This is a genomic window from Pseudomonas sp. R151218B TE3479, assembly GCF_053629195.1.
This window is the reverse complement of sequence record NZ_JBRJHV010000001.1, coordinates 4,905,727-4,920,511: the sequence shown is the minus strand read 5'-3', so window position 1 is coordinate 4,920,511 and position 14,785 is coordinate 4,905,727. Positions and strand designations below refer to the sequence as shown.

The window sequence follows — 14,785 nt, the reverse complement described above, 5'->3', positions numbered from 1 at the left end:
GCTCCGACTGTTATGGTGTTCGCTTCGTTCAGCGGAGCGAATACATCTTCTGGTTCAGAAGCTCTCGAGATGCACTTCAAGACCTGCCTGCCGTGCGAGTTCGATCATGGCTTCGACCTGGTCTGCCTCGGCGATGAACCCGATATATTCGTCGCCACCGGAGTCCAGGTGCAGGTAGCGTTTATCGAACGCCGCCAGCCATTGGTCGAGATTGGCCAGGGTCTGCGACATCGACAGTGTGCCCTCATGGCGGTAGGGGTAAGTTTCTTTCACCCCGCTGGCGCTGACCAGATAGGGCACCAGATATTCGAAACCATCAAAGCCTTTCCAGTCGACGCCTAGCAAGGCCAAGTGTTCGAGCTTCTGGCCCTTGTCTGCATCCAACAGGCCTTCCACCAGGGCCGTGGCCGGCTCCTGGCCCGAGCCGTAAATGCGCAGCACACGCCTGACCAGCCTGGCGCGTTCGCCTTCTGGCATGCGGGCCAACAGGGCTTGAGCAAACGCCTTGAGCTCGGATCGATAGGGATGCAGCTCCCGCATGATCGCCGCGTCGCTGACAGCCGTTTCCTCTGGTGGCGGCAGGCTGAAGCGGCCGCCGAACAAGCGATCAAGAATGCCCATTTCCTTTCCTTAAGGTTGTCCATTTTCCCCTGCCAACCGTTACACGCATCCCACATGAACGCGATACCTGATATCCCGATCAAAATGGTCTTCCGGATTTTCGTAAGCTTCCAGTGTTTCCAAGAACCCTGTCCGCTCAAGACTCGTCAAATCCTCAAGGGTCCAATCGAAGGGGAAGTCGCTGGAAAAGCTCTCGCCCTGATATTCAACCCATTGGAAAACCGGAAAGGGCAGGTAACCGAGCCACTCTGATCGATAAGTGATCTCGTCAGACTCGCTGCTCGTTACCACGGCGCGGATCTTGTGCTTGATGGCTGCTTGACGTTCATCCATGGTGTTTCGATCCCTAGCTCGGGGTTGGGCTGGAGGGTTTGGATGTAATTGCGCTCACTCATGCGTTTCTTGCGGTTCAAGGGCGTATTTTGCCTCGAAAAGCCAAACGCAGCACATCCTGATTCTGCCGCTGCGTCTAGATTGACCTCTGGTTAACGCGTTTGGAAAGCGCTTCGGCGCTTTCCTTGCGCTCGGAGTAGCGGTCTACCAAATAGGCTTCTCTGCCACGCACCAGCAAGGTGAACTTCATCAGTTCCTCCATGACATCGACAACCCGGTCGTAATAGGACGATGGCTTCATGCGCCCGGCTTCGTCGAACTCAAGGAAGGCTTTGGGGACGGAGGATTGATTGGGGATCGTGACCATGCGCATCCAACGACCCAACACGCGAAGTTGGTTCACCGTGTTGAAGGATTGCGAGCCGCCGCACACTTGCATCACCGCCAATGTCTTGCCCTGTGAGGGACGAACCGCGCCCAGGGCGAGCGGGATCCAGTCGATCTGTGCCTTGAACACCGCCGACATCGAGCCATGGCGTTCTGGCGAGCACCAAACCTGGCCTTCCGACCACATCACCAGGTTGCGCAGTTCCTGCACCTTGGGGTGATCGACGGGCGCATCGTCCGGCAGCGGCAGCCCGGAGGGATCGAAGATTGCGGTTTCGGCGCCCATGAGCTCCAACAGGCGTGCCGCTTCACGGGTCAACAGCTGACTGAAGGAGCGCTCGCGGGTCGATCCGTACAGTAGAAGTATGCGCGGCTTGTGCTGTGGTTCTGTGCTCTGCGCGAGCTTTTCCGGCGTAGGTACATCGAAAAGTGACAGGTCCAGATTTGGAAAGTCATTTGGGGGTTCGCTGGAAAACTCAGTCATTGCACCTCTCCCGTCCGGTCGAAAATTTGATATATGGAAAAATGCATATTCGTATTTTCATATATTTAGCGCAAGACACAATGTGACTGACGGTCCGAAATTTCGCCGAGGGCAGATGACTCGAGAGGAGGGGCGCCACCCTGGCAGGACTGAAGCGCAAGCTTGAGATCAGCAGCCAGGCGCGGCGGTTTTGGCGTAGCGCTTCAAGGGGGGACGTGGATCAGTTTTGCGCAGGTGTGATGGGCGCATCACTGGCTTCAGCCGCCAGTTTCAGTCGGTCGGCTTTGCTGATGTATTGATTCTTGCTTTTGGGTGCCAGCTTGGCACTGGCCTTTTTGGCGTTAGCCTTCAATAACTGGTTTATTTTCTTGCGGCGATTCATGTCGTTCTGCTCAGCGTGTCAATGGCCGGATGGTATCAGCTTTCCGTTTTCTCAGGATTTTTCCTGATCACTGCCATGGGCTTCACGCAGCGCTCGCCAACTTCAAAAGGGGCGGCTGGTGCGGGTGCTGGAAGATTGGTGCCCGCCGTTTTCAGGCTACTATTTGTACTATCCCAGCCGGCGGCAACCTTCGCCTGCATTCACGCTGGTTGCCAATGCGTTGCGCCAAGCCCATTAAGGCGCAGTGACGGTTCGAATAAGCGGATACGGCGTATGCCTATACTTGTTCAGGCACGCTGATTAACGGGGACGGCTTTCAAGGAGTCGCTTTCAGAACACGTTTCGTCGTCCATGTGCAATCGCCAACCCCCGGGAGTGGCAAGCTGTGAAGATGCCCCGGACCAGATGCGCAAAAGACACCTGGCCGGAGAGCGAGAATGGCGATCGGATGTGCCACGCTACCGTGACGTGGGCCGGACGCCGCAGCCAAGACTCCGGACGGCTGCCGCCATGCGGCGGTGTCGTTCGAGATGCCGAGGTACGTTTATGCCCGATGAGACGCTTCACCTGCCTTTGATCCATAGCGTGCTTGCGCGCAAAAAGGACACCCCCGGTGCCTTGCTGCCTATTCTCCATGCCATCCAGGCAGGCTGTGGGTATGTCCCCGACAGCGCCGTCCCGGAGATCGCCCACGCCCTGAACCTCAGCCTGGCTGAAGTGCGCGGGGTCATCAGTTTCTACCACGATTTCCGCACCACGCCGCCGGCGCGCCATACGCTTCGCCTGTGCCGGGCCGAGTCCTGCAAGAGCATGGGCGCCGAAGCCCTGGCTGCGCAGTTGCGCGAGCAATTGGCGTTGGACGATCACGGCACCAGCGCCGACGGCAGTATCAGCCTGCGGCCGGTCTATTGCCTGGGGGCCTGTGTCTGCTCGCCGGCTCTGGAGCTGGACGGGGAGTTGCATGCTCGGATTACGCCCGAGCGTCTGCGTCAGTTGGTGAATGATTGCATGGAGGAGGGCGCATGCTGACGCTCTGTATCCCCCGTGATTCGGTGGCCCGTGCCGTGGGCGCGGACAAGGTGGCCGATGCGTTGGTCCGTGAGGCTGAACGTCGCCAACTGCCGCTGACGGTGTTGCGCACCAGTTCCCGTGGCCTCTACTGGCTGGAACCCTTGGTGGAGCTGGAAAGCGCTGGCGTCCGGCTGGGCTTCGGCCCTGTCACGCCGGCCGATGTGCCGGGCCTGCTGGATGCCTTGGCAGGCGATCCTGGTAGCCATCCGCTGGCCCTGGGGCCGGTGGAGGAGATTCCCTATCTCAAGAGCCAGCAGCGCCTGCTGTTCGCGCGGGCCGGCATCACGCAACCGCTGTCTTTGGACGACTACCGTGCCCGGGGCGGCTTCCTGGGCCTGGCCCGGTGCATCCAGATGGACGGCGCGGATGTCGTCGCCAGCGTGCTGGACTCCGGCCTGCGGGGCCGGGGCGGCGCGGCATTCCCGGCGGGCATCAAGTGGCGCACGGTGCGTGATGCCCAGGGGCCGCAGAAGTACGTGGTCTGCAACGCCGACGAAGGCGACTCCGGCACGTTCGCAGACCGCATGCTGATGGAGGGCGACCCCTTCCTGCTGATCGAAGGCATGATCATCGCCGGTATCGCCGTAGGCGCGACGATGGGCTATATCTACGTGCGCTCGGAGTACCCGGACGCCGTCAGTACCCTGAACGAGGCGCTGCACATCGCCCGTGAGGCCGGTTATCTGGGCGCGGACGTCGGCGGCAGTGGCCGCGCGTTCGAGCTGGAAGTGCGGGTCGGTGCTGGCGCTTACATCTGTGGCGAGGAAACGGCGCTGCTGGAGTCCCTTGAGGGCAAGCGTGGCACGGTGCGCGCCAAGCCGCCGCTGCCGGCGCTGCAAGGCCTGTTCGGGTTGCCGACGCTGGTGCATAACGTACTGACCTTGACCTCGGTGCCGATCATCCTGGAGAAGGGCGCGCAGTTCTATCGCGACTTCGGCATGGGCCGCTCCCTGGGCACGATGCCGTTCCAGCTGGCCGGCAACGTCCGGCACGGCGGCCTGGTGGAGCGCGCCTTCGGCCTGAGCCTGCGAGAATTGGTGGAAGGTTACGGTGGCGGTACCGCCAGTGGACGGCCCCTGAAGGCCGCGCAAGTGGGCGGGCCGTTGGGAGCCTGGGTGCCGCCTTCGCAATTCGATACGCCGCTGGACTACGAAGCGTTCGCCGCCATGGGCGCGATGCTCGGCCACGGTGGTGTGGTAGTCGCCGACGACAGCCTGGACATGGCCCAGATGGCCCGGTTCGCCTTGCAGTTCTGCGCCGAAGAGTCCTGCGGCAAATGCACGCCATGCCGGATCGGTTCCACCCGTGGGGTGGAAGTGGTGGATCGCTTGATCGCCAGCACTGAAGCCGGTGCCCGTCAGGAACAGGCCCTGTTGTTGCAGGACCTGTGCGACACCCTGCAATACGGTTCGCTCTGTGCCCTCGGTGGGATGACGTCCTACCCTGTCGCCAGCGCCCTCAAGCATTTCCCCGCCGACTTCGGTCTGGCGACCACGGAGGCCGACCAATGATTACCATCTTCGATCCCAGCACCGATATCGACCTGGGCACCCCGGCGCGTGAAAGCGACGTGCAGGTCAGCCTGACCATCGACGGGCGCGAAATCAGCGTCGCCGCCGGTACTTCGGTCATGCGTGCCGCGGCCTTGCTCGGCACCACCATTCCCAAGCTCTGCGCCACCGACAGCCTGGAAGCATTCGGCTCCTGCCGCATGTGCCTGGTGGAAATCGACGGCATGCGCGGCTACCCCGCGTCCTGCACCACGCCGGTGACCGAGGGCATGGTGGTGCGCACGCAAACCTCCAAGCTCGCCACGCTGCGACGCAACGTGATGGAGCTGTACATTTCCGACCACCCGCTGGACTGCCTGACCTGCTCGGCCAATGGCAACTGCGAATTGCAGACCGTGGCGGGGCAGGTGGGTCTGCGCGAAGTGCGCTATGGCTACGAAGGTGCCAACCACCTGGATGAGGCCAAGGACGTTTCCAACCCGTATTTCGACTACGACCCGAGCAAGTGCATCGTCTGCAGCCGCTGCGTACGTGCCTGTGAGGAAATCCAGGGCACCTTCGCCCTGACCATCAGCGGGCGCGGCTTCGATTCCCGGGTGGAAGCGGCCGGGGGGGACAACTTCCTCGATTCCGAATGTGTGTCCTGCGGCGCCTGTGTGCAGGCGTGTCCGACGGCGACCTTGATCGACAAGAGCGTCGTGGAAATCGGCCAGCCGGAGCGCAGCGTCATCACCACGTGCGCCTACTGCGGCGTGGGCTGCTCGTTCCGCGCCGAGATGAAAGGCGAACAACTGGTGCGCATGGTCCCGGACAAGAACGGCCAGGCCAACCACGGCCATTCGTGCGTCAAGGGCCGCTTCGCCTGGGGCTACGCCACGCACCCGGATCGCATCACCAAGCCGATGATCCGCAAGCACATCAACGACCCGTGGCAGGAAGTCAGCTGGGACGAGGCGGTCACCTACGCCGCCAGCGAACTGCGCCGGATCCAGCTCAAGTACGGGCGCGACTCCATCGGCGGCATCACGTCCAGTCGCTGCACCAACGAAGAAACCTACCTGGTGCAGAAACTGGTGCGCACCGCGTTCGGCAACAACAACGTCGACACTTGTGCCCGTGTTTGCCATTCGCCTACCGGTTACGGCCTCAAGCAGACCCTGGGTGAATCCGCCGGGACCCAGAATTTCGACTCGGTGATGAAAGCCGATGTGATCCTGGTAATGGGCGCCAACCCCACCGACGCGCACCCGGTGTTCGGCTCCCAGCTCAAGCGCCGCCTGCGCCAGGGCGCGCGACTGATTGTCATCGACCCACGGCGCATCGACCTGGTGGATTCGCCCCACGCCCGCGCCGAGCTGCACTTGCAACTGCGTCCCGGCACCAACGTGGCGATGCTCAACGCGCTGGCCCATGTCATTGCCACTGAAGGCTTGATTGACCAACCCTTTGTCGAAGCCCGCTGCGAGGCGACGGACTTCGCCCGCTGGCGCGATTTCGTCAGCCAGCCGGAAAACTCACCGGAGGTCCTGGGCCCGGTTTGCGGCGTACCTGCCGAGCAGATCCGCGCCGCAGCACGGCTCTACGCCAGTGGCGGTAACGCGGCCATCTACTACGGCCTCGGCGTCACCGAACACAGCCAAGGCAGCACCTCGGTCATGGGCATCGCCAACCTGGCCATGGCGACCGGGAACATCGGTCGCGAAGGTGTCGGAGTGAACCCGCTGCGTGGGCAGAACAACGTCCAGGGTTCCTGCGACATGGGCTCGTTCCCCCACGAGTTGCCAGGCTATCGGCACATCTCCAACGAAGCGGTCCGCGCCGAGTTCGAGCAGGCCTGGAACGTCACCCTGCAACCCGACCCGGGCCTGCGTATCCCGAACATGTTCGAAGCGGCCCTGGACGGCACCTTCAAGGCGCTTTATTGCCAAGGTGAAGACATTGCTCAGAGCGACCCCAACACCCAGCATGTGACGGCCGCGCTGTCCGCGTTGGAATGCGTGATCGTCCAGGACATCTTCCTCAACGAAACGGCCAAGTTCGCCCACGTGTTCCTGCCGGGCAGCTCGTTCCTGGAGAAGGACGGCACCTTTACCAACGCCGAACGCCGCATCTCCCGCGTTCGCAAGGTGATGGACCCATTGGCCGGCAAGGCCGATTGGGAAGCCACCATCGCCCTGGCCGATGCCCTGGGCTACAAGATGCACTACAACCACCCTTCGGAAATCATGGATGAAATCGCCCGCCTGACGCCGACCTTCACCCGTGTCAGCTACGCCGAACTGGAGCGCCACGGCAGCCTGCAATGGCCTTGCAACGATGCCGCGCCGGACGGCACGCCGACCATGCATATCGAACAGTTCGTGCGCGGCAAGGGCCGCTTCATGCTCACCGGCTACGTGCCCACCGAGGAGAAGGTCAACAACCGTTATCCGCTGCTGCTGACCACCGGCCGCATCCTCAGCCAGTACAACGTCGGTGCCCAGACACGGCGCACCGAAAACGTGGCCTGGCACGAGGAAGATCGTCTGGAAATCCATCCGACCGATGCCGAGAACCGCGGGATCGTCGACGAAGACTGGGTCGGTATCGGCAGCCGTGCCGGGCAAACGGTACTGCGGGCCAAGGTGACCGAGCGGGTGGCGCCAGGCGTGGTCTACACCACGTTCCACTTCCCTGAATCGGGCGCCAACGTGATCACCACCGACAACTCCGACTGGGCCACCAACTGCCCGGAATACAAGGTGACAGCGGTGGAGATCGTGCGGGTCAGCCAGCCTTCGGAATGGCAGAAGCGTTACCAAGCCTTCAGTGATGAACAAGGCCGCCTGTTGAAGGAGCGTCGCCATGCCGAAAAAGCCGAGGTGCGTCGATGAGCTCTGACAGCTTGATCAAGATGGCCAACCAGATCGGTCAGTATTTCGCCAGTGAGCCGGACCATGGGGTGGCGGTGCGTGGCGTGTACCAACACATCAAGAGCTTCTGGACGCCCACCATGTGTCGCGACTTGATGGCCTGGCAGACGAAACATCCTGACGCTGTCCTGCACCCATTGGTGCTGGCGGCATTGATGGAGTTTGAAAAAGCGGCCTAGGAAGGGACGTTCCGTAGCGCCTGGACACAGCCCCGGCCGGTGCCTTTCGTCGTTGACGAGGGCGCCGGCCGGGGCTGTTTGCCTTTCAGTTACTGGTTATTGACGGTGACGTAGGGGTCCCACGTGTTGATCGGGCCAATCTGGTTCAGGTGACGGTCCAGCAGAACGAAGTAGATTTGGTACCAGAGCTTTCCTGGGCTCAGCGCAGTGGACTGCCAGAAGGTATAGGTCACATCGGTTTTGGAGATGCCGCCGGGGGCGCCGTTGTCCAGATATGGCACGGGGATGCCGGGGATGTTGAACGGTGTCGGCTTCGAAATGCTGCCCTTGTAATCACCGCCCTGGTGGGGGTCGCCGATCTCGACATCCTTGATCAATGCGATGCGGTCGAAGTTGCGCGACAGCGTGGTGGCGCGCCAGCGAATGATGTCACCGGGTTTTACGTCGAACCACAACTCGTTGCCGCCTTCGCCTTCGCCGCTGGTGATGTTGGCATGGCTGTCGATGGCACTGCGGGTCACCAGCATGGCAATCGCGCCGCCTACGTCGTTGGGGTGGGCGAGCAGGTAATCGGCGTCAACATTGACGAGCACATCAATGGTTTGGGTCGCTCCAGACATTTTGTTGCTCCTTGAGGGGAATGACATTGACGACCGCGCCTGCAAAGGCGTCCGGGCCACCCGGTCCCTGGGTGCGGTCTCGAGAGGAACGATAGGTGACAGCGTTGTAGTGTCAAATTTCGAATGCTTGACGCTGGCCAAGCAGAGCGAAGCGCAGCACAACCAAGGCTTTGATTTACTTTTGACGTGGACGATCACCCACTGGATTTTGGGTGGTTCGCGGATAGCATCAGTGGCCAAGGGCGTACGAATTTTGTCGGCGATTACTCCCGATCTAGCCGGAGGACGGGAGGGGTGGCAAGGGGGTAGATGCCCCTTGCCACTGAGGCAGGAACAATCAGCTCCGGGCTTGAGCGGCCGCCCAGTGCTTCATTTCTTCGGCAATGAAGTGGTTCACCAGATCGCTGTACATTTTTTCGATGGCATCCGGGCTCAGGCCCTCGGCCTCGGCCCATTCCCGCCGTGTCGCCAGCATGGCCTTGAAACGCTCCGGCGCACGTACCGACGTGGCCGAAGTCTTGAACTTCGAGGCCGCCAGTACGTATTGAAAACGCTTGCCCAGCAGTTTGATGACCGCCTGATCGAGGGCATCGATTTCGCCTCGGATGTCCTCCATGCTGACGCACTCCGAGGGTTGCAGACGATTGCAGACGTCCATGTCGATCACTCCATTGGTTTGAGCAGGATCGGTCCAGCCCGGGCCGATGTGCTGATGTGGGTTGAATGCCAATCCAGGCCATCAGGTGTGGCAAGCGAGGGGAGCTTGCCTGTGACAACGATGGTGAGTGCTGCGCCATCGCGAGCAAGTTCGCTCCCACAGGAGACTTGGACAGGCCGCAAAATCGAGGTGCACCGATCAAACTGTGGGAGCGAGCTTGCTCGCGATGGCCTTTGACCAGTCAATCAAATCTCAAGACTGCCGGTCTAGTCGCCCGTGTCTTCCGGCTCCAGCGCTCGCAGCCAGCGGTTTTCCGAACGGCTCAGATGCTGGCGCATCGAGGTTTGGGCGCCGAGGACATCCTTTTGGGCTACGGCGCGCAGGATCGCTTCATGTTCGACGACCGCGGCTTCCCACGTCAGGGCATTCTCCGAGTGTTTGCTCAGGTGAGCCGAAATCGGGTTGTGTCGTTCATCGAACAGGGCGGTGATGATCCGCACCAGGGCGGAGTTGCCGCTCATCTTGGCCAGGCGCTGATGGAATTTCCGATCATCTTCCAGCGGAGGCAGGCCGTTGGCGATGCTCGCGCGCATGGCATCGATGCAGTCCTGCAGATAGCGGTAGTCGCTTTTCTTGCCATGCAGGCATGCCAGGATCACCGACTCGCCCTCGATCAACGCACGCGCCTGCATCAGTTCCGAAGGGCTCTCGCCCAAGGTCATGCTCGGGTTTTTTCCGTCCTTGGACCGGGCTCGCACATACACGCCGGAGCCCATCTTGATCTCGATGTCGCCGTCTATTTCCAAGGCGATCAGCGCCTCGCGAAGCGACGGCCTGGAAACTCCCAACAGTTGGGTCAAGTCGCGCTCGGGGGGAAGCCTGGAGCCTGCTTTGAAATCCCCCTGGGCGATGTAGTTGCGCAATTGATCGGCTATTTTCTGGTAGGGCTTGCGTTCGGCGGCGTTGATCGGTGAGACCATGGGTGGACGTCCATCGGAGAGTCCGCCAAGGCTACCATAGGCGCTTGATGGTGGGAGCGAGCTTGCTCGCGAAGGCGGCGGTACATTCAGCATTGATGCAAACTGACCCAGCGCCTTCGCGGGCACGCTCGCTCCCAGAGGGAGAGGGGTGCAGTGACTTCGCCATTCACATCACCGCACCGATCTGCCAGGGTAGGAACTCGTTATCGCCCAAGCCGTTTTCCTCGCTGCAGGTACGGTGTCCGGACGCAGTCGCCAGCATCAGTCGGAACAACCGTTCGCCCGCCTGGGCCACCGATTCCACGCCATCGACAATGCCGCCCGCGTTGAAGTCCATGTCCAGTTCCATGCGTTGGAACAGCCGGGTGTTGGTGGCGATTTTCAACGAGGGCGTGGGCTTGCACCCGTAGGTCGAGCCGCGACCCGTGGTGAAACAGATCAGGTTGGCGCCACCGGCCACCTGGCCGGTCGCCGACACCGGGTCGTAACCGGGGGTGTCCATGAACACCAGGCCCCGGGCATCGACCGCTTCCGCGTATTGGTAAACGCCCATCAGCCCGGTCGCACCGGCTTTCGCCACGGCGCCCAAGGATTTTTCCAGGATGGTGGTAATGCCCCCGGCCTTGTTGCCCGGCGAAGGGTTGTTATTCATATCACCGTCGTTGTGGCGAACGTAGGCTTCCCACCAATGGATGCGCGCCATCAGTTTTGCCGCGATGTCGGCGGATGCGGCGCGGGCCGTCAGTAAGTGTTCGGCCCCATAGATTTCCGGGGTTTCCGAAAGGATCGCCGTGCCGCCCTGTTGCACCAGCAGGTCCACGGCCGCGCCGAGTGCCGGATTGGCCGTGATGCCGGAGTAGCCATCCGAGCCGCCGCATTGCAAACCGACGCACAAGTGGCTGGCGGCAACGGTCGTGCGCTGGTATTGGTTGATAAGGGGCAGCATCGCTTCGATGTGGGCGATGCCACGTCGCACCGCTTCGCGAGTGCCTCCTTCGTCCTGGATGACCAGGCTGGCCTTGAGCGCCGCGGGGCGATCCCCCAGTTCATTCATCAATGGCGTGAGCTGATTGACCTCGCAACCCAGGCCGATCAACAGCACACCGGCGAAATTCGCGTGATCGGCATAGCCGCTCAGGGTTCGCTTGAGAATGTCGATCCCTTCGCCCTGGGCACCCATGCCACAGCCGCTGCCATGGGTGATCGCAACGACGCCATCGACGTTGGGGAAGTCTTTCAAGCGCTCGGCAGAAAAGGCGTTGGCGATCTGCTTGCAGACGGTTGCCGAGCAATTGACGCTGGAAATGACCCCGATGTAATTGCGTGTGCCGACGCGTCCATCCTCGCGGACGTAACCTTCGAAGGTCGCGGGGTTCTTGCTCAACGACGTGGGGACATAGACGTTCCGTACGCTGTGTTCAGCCGCGTTGGCGGGCATGTCCAGGTTGTGCACGTGGACGTGATCGCCAGGCTCGATGGTCTGGGTGGCCTGGCCGATGGTTTGGCCGTACTTGAGCACCCGCTGGCCGGCCAACACCGGGCGCAGGGCGATCTTGTGGCCGGAGGGGATTGCCTGCCGGGCGATCAGGCTGATGCCGTCGGCATTCACCGACTGACCTTCGGCGATATCGCCTCGGGCCACCGCGACATCATCGCCGGGTGTCAAAACAAGCAAAGCAGAAGGCGGGTTCATGGGGCGTCCTCCGATTTCTAGCACTCGATGATTGCCTTGACGACACCTTGCTTGGGGTCGAGCAAGGTGGCGAACGAGTGGGGCACGTCGCCCAGCGTCAGTCGGTGGGTGTTCAGGGCCGCATCCGGAATCAAGCCGTCGCGCAAGCATTGCTCGACGTACCGGAAGTCTTCCTGGGTGGCGTTGCGGCTGCCCATCAGCGTGGCTTCTCGCTTATGGAACTCAGGGTCGGAGAAGGTGATGGAGTCTCGAACCACCGAGATCATCACATAGGTGCCACCGTGGGCGATGAACTCGAACCCACGCTCCATGGCCCGGGCATTGCCGGTGGCGTCGAAGACCACGTCGAAAAAATCACCCTCGGTCAGCTCGGCCAGGGTTAGCTTGTCGCCTTCGCCGATGTGCACGGCGGCGTGGATATTCAGGTGTTGTTTGCAGAACGACAGGCGATCCTCGCGGGTATCCAGGACGGTGACTTTCGCACCGCGCAGGCTGGCGAAGATCGCCGCCGCCATGCCGATCGGGCCGGTGCCGACCACCAGGGCGTGTTTTTGCGCCTGGATGTTCGAGCGTCGCACGGCGTGAGCGCCGATCGAGAGGAATTCGATCATCGCGGCCTGGTCCAGGGAAATCCCCACGGCCTTGTGCACGAACGCATGGGGAACGCTCAGGTATTGAGTGAAAGCACCGTCGCAGTGAACCCCCAGCACCTGGATACCGGTGCAGCAGTTGGTCTTGCCCTGGCGGCAGGCGATGCAAGTCCCGCAGGACAGGTACGGCATCACATAGACGACATCGCCGACAGCCAGGTCGCTGGCCTCGTCAGTGCCCTCCACGATCCCAGAGAATTCGTGGCCCATGACCCGCGGGTACTCGAGGTACGGTTGATTGCCGGTGAAGATGTGCAGGTCGGTGCCGCAGACCCCGACACGCTTGACCCGGATCAGGATCTCCCCCGGTTTCCTGAGGGGGTGTTCACGTTCGATGGCGGTGAGCGAGCCGGGTTCGTTACAGATGACTGTCAGCATGGCGATGCTCCTTGGCTGGCCTACAGGCGGTGGCTGCCAATAGGCGGGAGGAGGTTGTGAGCGCGCGGCTGCCGGGACCGGGCTCTTTTTTGTTGTAGGCGAGCGGTGACCTGCACCCATGACCTTGGACCGAAGCTACAGGCTGGAAAAAATATTGGCAAGACCAATTAATAAAAATATAGATTGGACTGACCAATGTGGTCGGGGCGCCGCCCGGCACCGCATCATTGACTGAACCCAGGTCCATCCCGGCAGGTCACTCGTTTGTCAGGAACGAAAAACAGGATGGATCCCCTTGATGCGACCTATTGAGCTCACCAGCCTTTCCTTTGCCGCGCTGCTGTGCGTGGCCTGTTCAAGTCAACCGCCGGCCACATGGAGCTACATCGACGCCCAGGCACGGGCCAATCTTCCCCCCGACCAGGCCTACCCCGAGCTCTTTGAAGCGGTGCAGCGTGGGCAGGTGTTCACCGACCAGAAGCATTTCGTGGACGCACTGCCTAACCGTGATCCGGCGCAGATCCGCGCCGACTACCTGGCCCAACGTGGCCGCGACGGCTTCGATATCAAGGCTTTCGTGAAAGACAACTTCATCGAATCTGGCCAAGCCGAAAGCCCGGCGCCCAAGCCCGGTGCTCCGATCCAGGAACACATCGACAGCCTCTGGCCGATACTGAGCCGATCCTACAGCCAGGTGCCGGCCTACAGCAGTTTGTTGCCCTTGCCGCAACCCTATGTGGTACCTGGGGGACGTTTTCGCGAGATGTATTACTGGGATTCGTATTTCACCATGCTGGGGCTCGAGCAAAGCGGCGATAAGGCTCAGGTCCGCCAGATGACCGATAACTTTGCCTACATGATCGACACCTACGGCCACATTCCCAATGGCAATCGTACCTACTACCTGAGCCGGTCGCAGCCGCCATTTTTCGCCTATATGGTGGAGTTACAGGCGCGTATCGAAGGTGACCAGGCCTATGGGCGATACTTGCCACAGTTGCAGAAGGAGTATGCCTATTGGATGGCGGGCGCCCAGGCACTCAAGCCCGGTGCTGCGGATCGGCACGTGGTCAAACTCGCCGATGGCAGTGTGCTCAACCGCTATTGGGATGCCAGCCCGACGCCTCGACAGGAGTCCTGGTTGCAAGATGTCAGCACCGCCGAACGGGCGCCGGACCGTCCCAAGGAAGAGGTCTGGCGTGACCTGCGCGCCGGCGCCGAGAGTGGCTGGGACTTCAGCTCGCGCTGGTTGGACGACGGCCAGAACCTGGCGAGTATTCGCACCACGGCCATTGTGCCCGTGGACCTCAATAGCCTGATCTATCACCTGGAACAGACCATCGTCAAAGCCTGCGAGACGGTGCAGAACGCCCCATGCGTCCAGGCTTACGGCCGGCGCGCCAAATTGCGTCAGCGAGCCATCGAGCAGCACTTGTGGAATGCCGACAAAGGTTTCTACGTGGACTACGACTGGCAACGTCAGCAACAACGCCAGCAGCTCACGGCCGCGACGCTTTTCCCGCTGTACACGGGCCTGGCCAGCGCCGAACATGCCAATCGCACCGCCGATGCGGTCCGTGATGGCCTGCTGCGTTCCGCAGGTATCGCCACCACCCAGGTCAACACTGGCCAGCAGTGGGACGAACCCAATGGCTGGGCACCGCTGCAATGGGTCGCGGTGGAAGGGCTGGACCGCTACGGGCACACCGCGCTTGCGCAACAGGTAGGCAGCCGCTTCTTGCAGCAAGTCGAGAACCTCTACCGCAAGGAAAACAAGTTGGTGGAGAAATACGACCTGTCCGGGCGGGGCGACGGCGGGAGAGGTGGCGAATATGAATTGCAGGACGGCTTCGGCTGGACGAATGGGGTGACGCTCAAGCTGCTGGGTAAAGAGGGTGAAGCTTCCCCAAGCCTTGATGAGTGAAG

At 61.6% G+C, this 14,785-nt stretch carries 14 protein-coding genes and 1 pseudogene; 6 read left to right on the top strand and 9 right to left on the bottom strand.

Translation table 11 applies throughout. The annotated features are described in order from the left end of the window. Positions 1–54: 54 nt before the first annotated feature. The 4 genes from AB7M32_RS20935 to AB7M32_RS20920 all read right to left on the bottom strand — a co-directional run bounded on the left by AB7M32_RS20935 (position 55) and on the right by AB7M32_RS20920 (position 2,207). Entirely contained in the window at positions 55–621 is a 567-nt protein-coding gene (locus AB7M32_RS20935) for a DUF6630 family protein (protein ID WP_454251205.1), read from the bottom strand. Between the two features lie 39 nt (positions 622–660). Further along, complete coding sequence (locus tag AB7M32_RS20930) at positions 661–954, bottom strand: hypothetical protein (protein WP_454251204.1); 294 nt, start codon at positions 952–954, stop codon at positions 661–663. A gap of 136 nt (positions 955–1,090) precedes the next feature. Then, a complete protein-coding gene (gene arsH, locus AB7M32_RS20925) occupies positions 1,091–1,825 on the bottom strand; it encodes an arsenical resistance protein ArsH (protein ID WP_454251203.1) in 735 nt (244 codons plus the stop codon). 220 nt (positions 1,826–2,045) lie between these two features. Next, a complete protein-coding gene (locus AB7M32_RS20920) occupies positions 2,046–2,207 on the bottom strand; it encodes a DUF2986 domain-containing protein (protein ID WP_092441682.1) in 162 nt (53 codons plus the stop codon). Between the two features lie 91 nt (positions 2,208–2,298). Between AB7M32_RS20920 and AB7M32_RS20915 the strand changes: the two are divergent. From AB7M32_RS20915 to AB7M32_RS20895, 5 genes and pseudogenes are all read left to right on the top strand, one after another. Continuing rightward, positions 2,299–2,445, top strand: a pseudogene (locus AB7M32_RS20915) (LysR substrate-binding domain-containing protein); the annotation flags it as partial. Between the two features lie 308 nt (positions 2,446–2,753). Beyond that, positions 2,754–3,236 (top strand): formate dehydrogenase subunit gamma, encoded by a 483-nt coding sequence (locus AB7M32_RS20910; protein ID WP_454251202.1) that lies wholly within the window; start codon positions 2,754–2,756, stop codon positions 3,234–3,236. Continuing rightward, on the top strand, positions 3,230–4,789 hold the full coding sequence (locus AB7M32_RS20905; protein ID WP_454251201.1) for a formate dehydrogenase beta subunit: 1,560 nt from the start codon (positions 3,230–3,232) through the stop codon (positions 4,787–4,789). Before AB7M32_RS20910 ends, AB7M32_RS20905 begins: the two co-directional genes overlap by 7 nt. Next, positions 4,786–7,662: a formate dehydrogenase subunit alpha gene (fdhF, locus tag AB7M32_RS20900; RefSeq protein WP_454251200.1), complete on the top strand. Its 2,877-nt coding sequence runs from the start codon at positions 4,786–4,788 to the stop codon at positions 7,660–7,662. The genes AB7M32_RS20905 and fdhF overlap by 4 nt, the downstream gene beginning before the upstream one ends. Further along, positions 7,659–7,880 (top strand): formate dehydrogenase subunit delta, encoded by a 222-nt coding sequence (locus tag AB7M32_RS20895; RefSeq protein ID WP_072404665.1) that lies wholly within the window; start codon positions 7,659–7,661, stop codon positions 7,878–7,880. Before fdhF ends, AB7M32_RS20895 begins: the two co-directional genes overlap by 4 nt. Before the next feature lie 89 nt (positions 7,881–7,969). On the opposite strand, the gene AB7M32_RS20890 is transcribed toward AB7M32_RS20895, so the two are convergent. From AB7M32_RS20890 to AB7M32_RS20870, 5 genes are all read right to left on the bottom strand, one after another. Further along, positions 7,970–8,500 (bottom strand): AidA/PixA family protein, encoded by a 531-nt coding sequence (locus AB7M32_RS20890; protein WP_072404663.1) that lies wholly within the window; start codon positions 8,498–8,500, stop codon positions 7,970–7,972. Positions 8,501–8,837: 337 nt separating this feature from the next. After that, complete coding sequence (locus AB7M32_RS20885) at positions 8,838–9,158, bottom strand: isochorismate lyase (RefSeq protein WP_454251199.1); 321 nt, start codon at positions 9,156–9,158, stop codon at positions 8,838–8,840. A 266-nt stretch (positions 9,159–9,424) separates the two neighbouring features. Then, positions 9,425–10,138: a FadR/GntR family transcriptional regulator gene (locus AB7M32_RS20880; protein ID WP_072404659.1), complete on the bottom strand. Its 714-nt coding sequence runs from the start codon at positions 10,136–10,138 to the stop codon at positions 9,425–9,427. A 166-nt stretch (positions 10,139–10,304) separates the two neighbouring features. After that, a complete protein-coding gene (locus AB7M32_RS20875) occupies positions 10,305–11,831 on the bottom strand; it encodes a UxaA family hydrolase (protein WP_454251198.1) in 1,527 nt (508 codons plus the stop codon). A 17-nt stretch (positions 11,832–11,848) separates the two neighbouring features. Further along, entirely contained in the window at positions 11,849–12,859 is a 1,011-nt protein-coding gene (locus AB7M32_RS20870; protein ID WP_454251197.1) for a zinc-binding alcohol dehydrogenase family protein, read from the bottom strand. Positions 12,860–13,157: 298 nt separating this feature from the next. Here AB7M32_RS20870 and treA point away from each other — a divergent pair, with 298 nt between their 5' ends. Continuing rightward, entirely contained in the window at positions 13,158–14,783 is a 1,626-nt protein-coding gene (treA, locus tag AB7M32_RS20865; RefSeq protein ID WP_454251196.1) for an alpha,alpha-trehalase TreA, read from the top strand. Positions 14,784–14,785 lie beyond the last annotated feature (2 nt).

Bases quoted from the DNA above. Each gene is read 5' to 3' on its own strand.
- AB7M32_RS20910 (WP_454251202.1), top strand. From the start codon at position 2,754: ATGCCCGATGAGACGCTTCACCTGCCTTTGATCCATAGCGTGCTTGCG.
- AB7M32_RS20920 (WP_092441682.1), bottom strand. From the start codon at position 2,207: ATGAATCGCCGCAAGAAAATAAACCAGTTATTGAAGGCTAACGCCAAA.
- AB7M32_RS20890 (WP_072404663.1), bottom strand. From the start codon at position 8,500: ATGTCTGGAGCGACCCAAACCATTGATGTGCTCGTCAATGTTGACGCC.
- AB7M32_RS20875 (WP_454251198.1), bottom strand. From the start codon at position 11,831: ATGAACCCGCCTTCTGCTTTGCTTGTTTTGACACCCGGCGATGATGTC.
- AB7M32_RS20870 (WP_454251197.1), bottom strand. From the start codon at position 12,859: ATGCTGACAGTCATCTGTAACGAACCCGGCTCGCTCACCGCCATCGAA.
- arsH (WP_454251203.1), bottom strand. From the start codon at position 1,825: ATGACTGAGTTTTCCAGCGAACCCCCAAATGACTTTCCAAATCTGGAC.
- AB7M32_RS20885 (WP_454251199.1), bottom strand. From the start codon at position 9,158: ATGGACGTCTGCAATCGTCTGCAACCCTCGGAGTGCGTCAGCATGGAG.
- AB7M32_RS20930 (WP_454251204.1), bottom strand. From the start codon at position 954: ATGGATGAACGTCAAGCAGCCATCAAGCACAAGATCCGCGCCGTGGTA.
- AB7M32_RS20880 (WP_072404659.1), bottom strand. From the start codon at position 10,138: ATGGTCTCACCGATCAACGCCGCCGAACGCAAGCCCTACCAGAAAATA.
- AB7M32_RS20935 (WP_454251205.1), bottom strand. From the start codon at position 621: ATGGGCATTCTTGATCGCTTGTTCGGCGGCCGCTTCAGCCTGCCGCCA.
- treA (WP_454251196.1), top strand. From the start codon at position 13,158: ATGCGACCTATTGAGCTCACCAGCCTTTCCTTTGCCGCGCTGCTGTGC.
- AB7M32_RS20895 (WP_072404665.1), top strand. From the start codon at position 7,659: ATGAGCTCTGACAGCTTGATCAAGATGGCCAACCAGATCGGTCAGTAT.
- AB7M32_RS20905 (WP_454251201.1), top strand. From the start codon at position 3,230: ATGCTGACGCTCTGTATCCCCCGTGATTCGGTGGCCCGTGCCGTGGGC.
- fdhF (WP_454251200.1), top strand. From the start codon at position 4,786: ATGATTACCATCTTCGATCCCAGCACCGATATCGACCTGGGCACCCCG.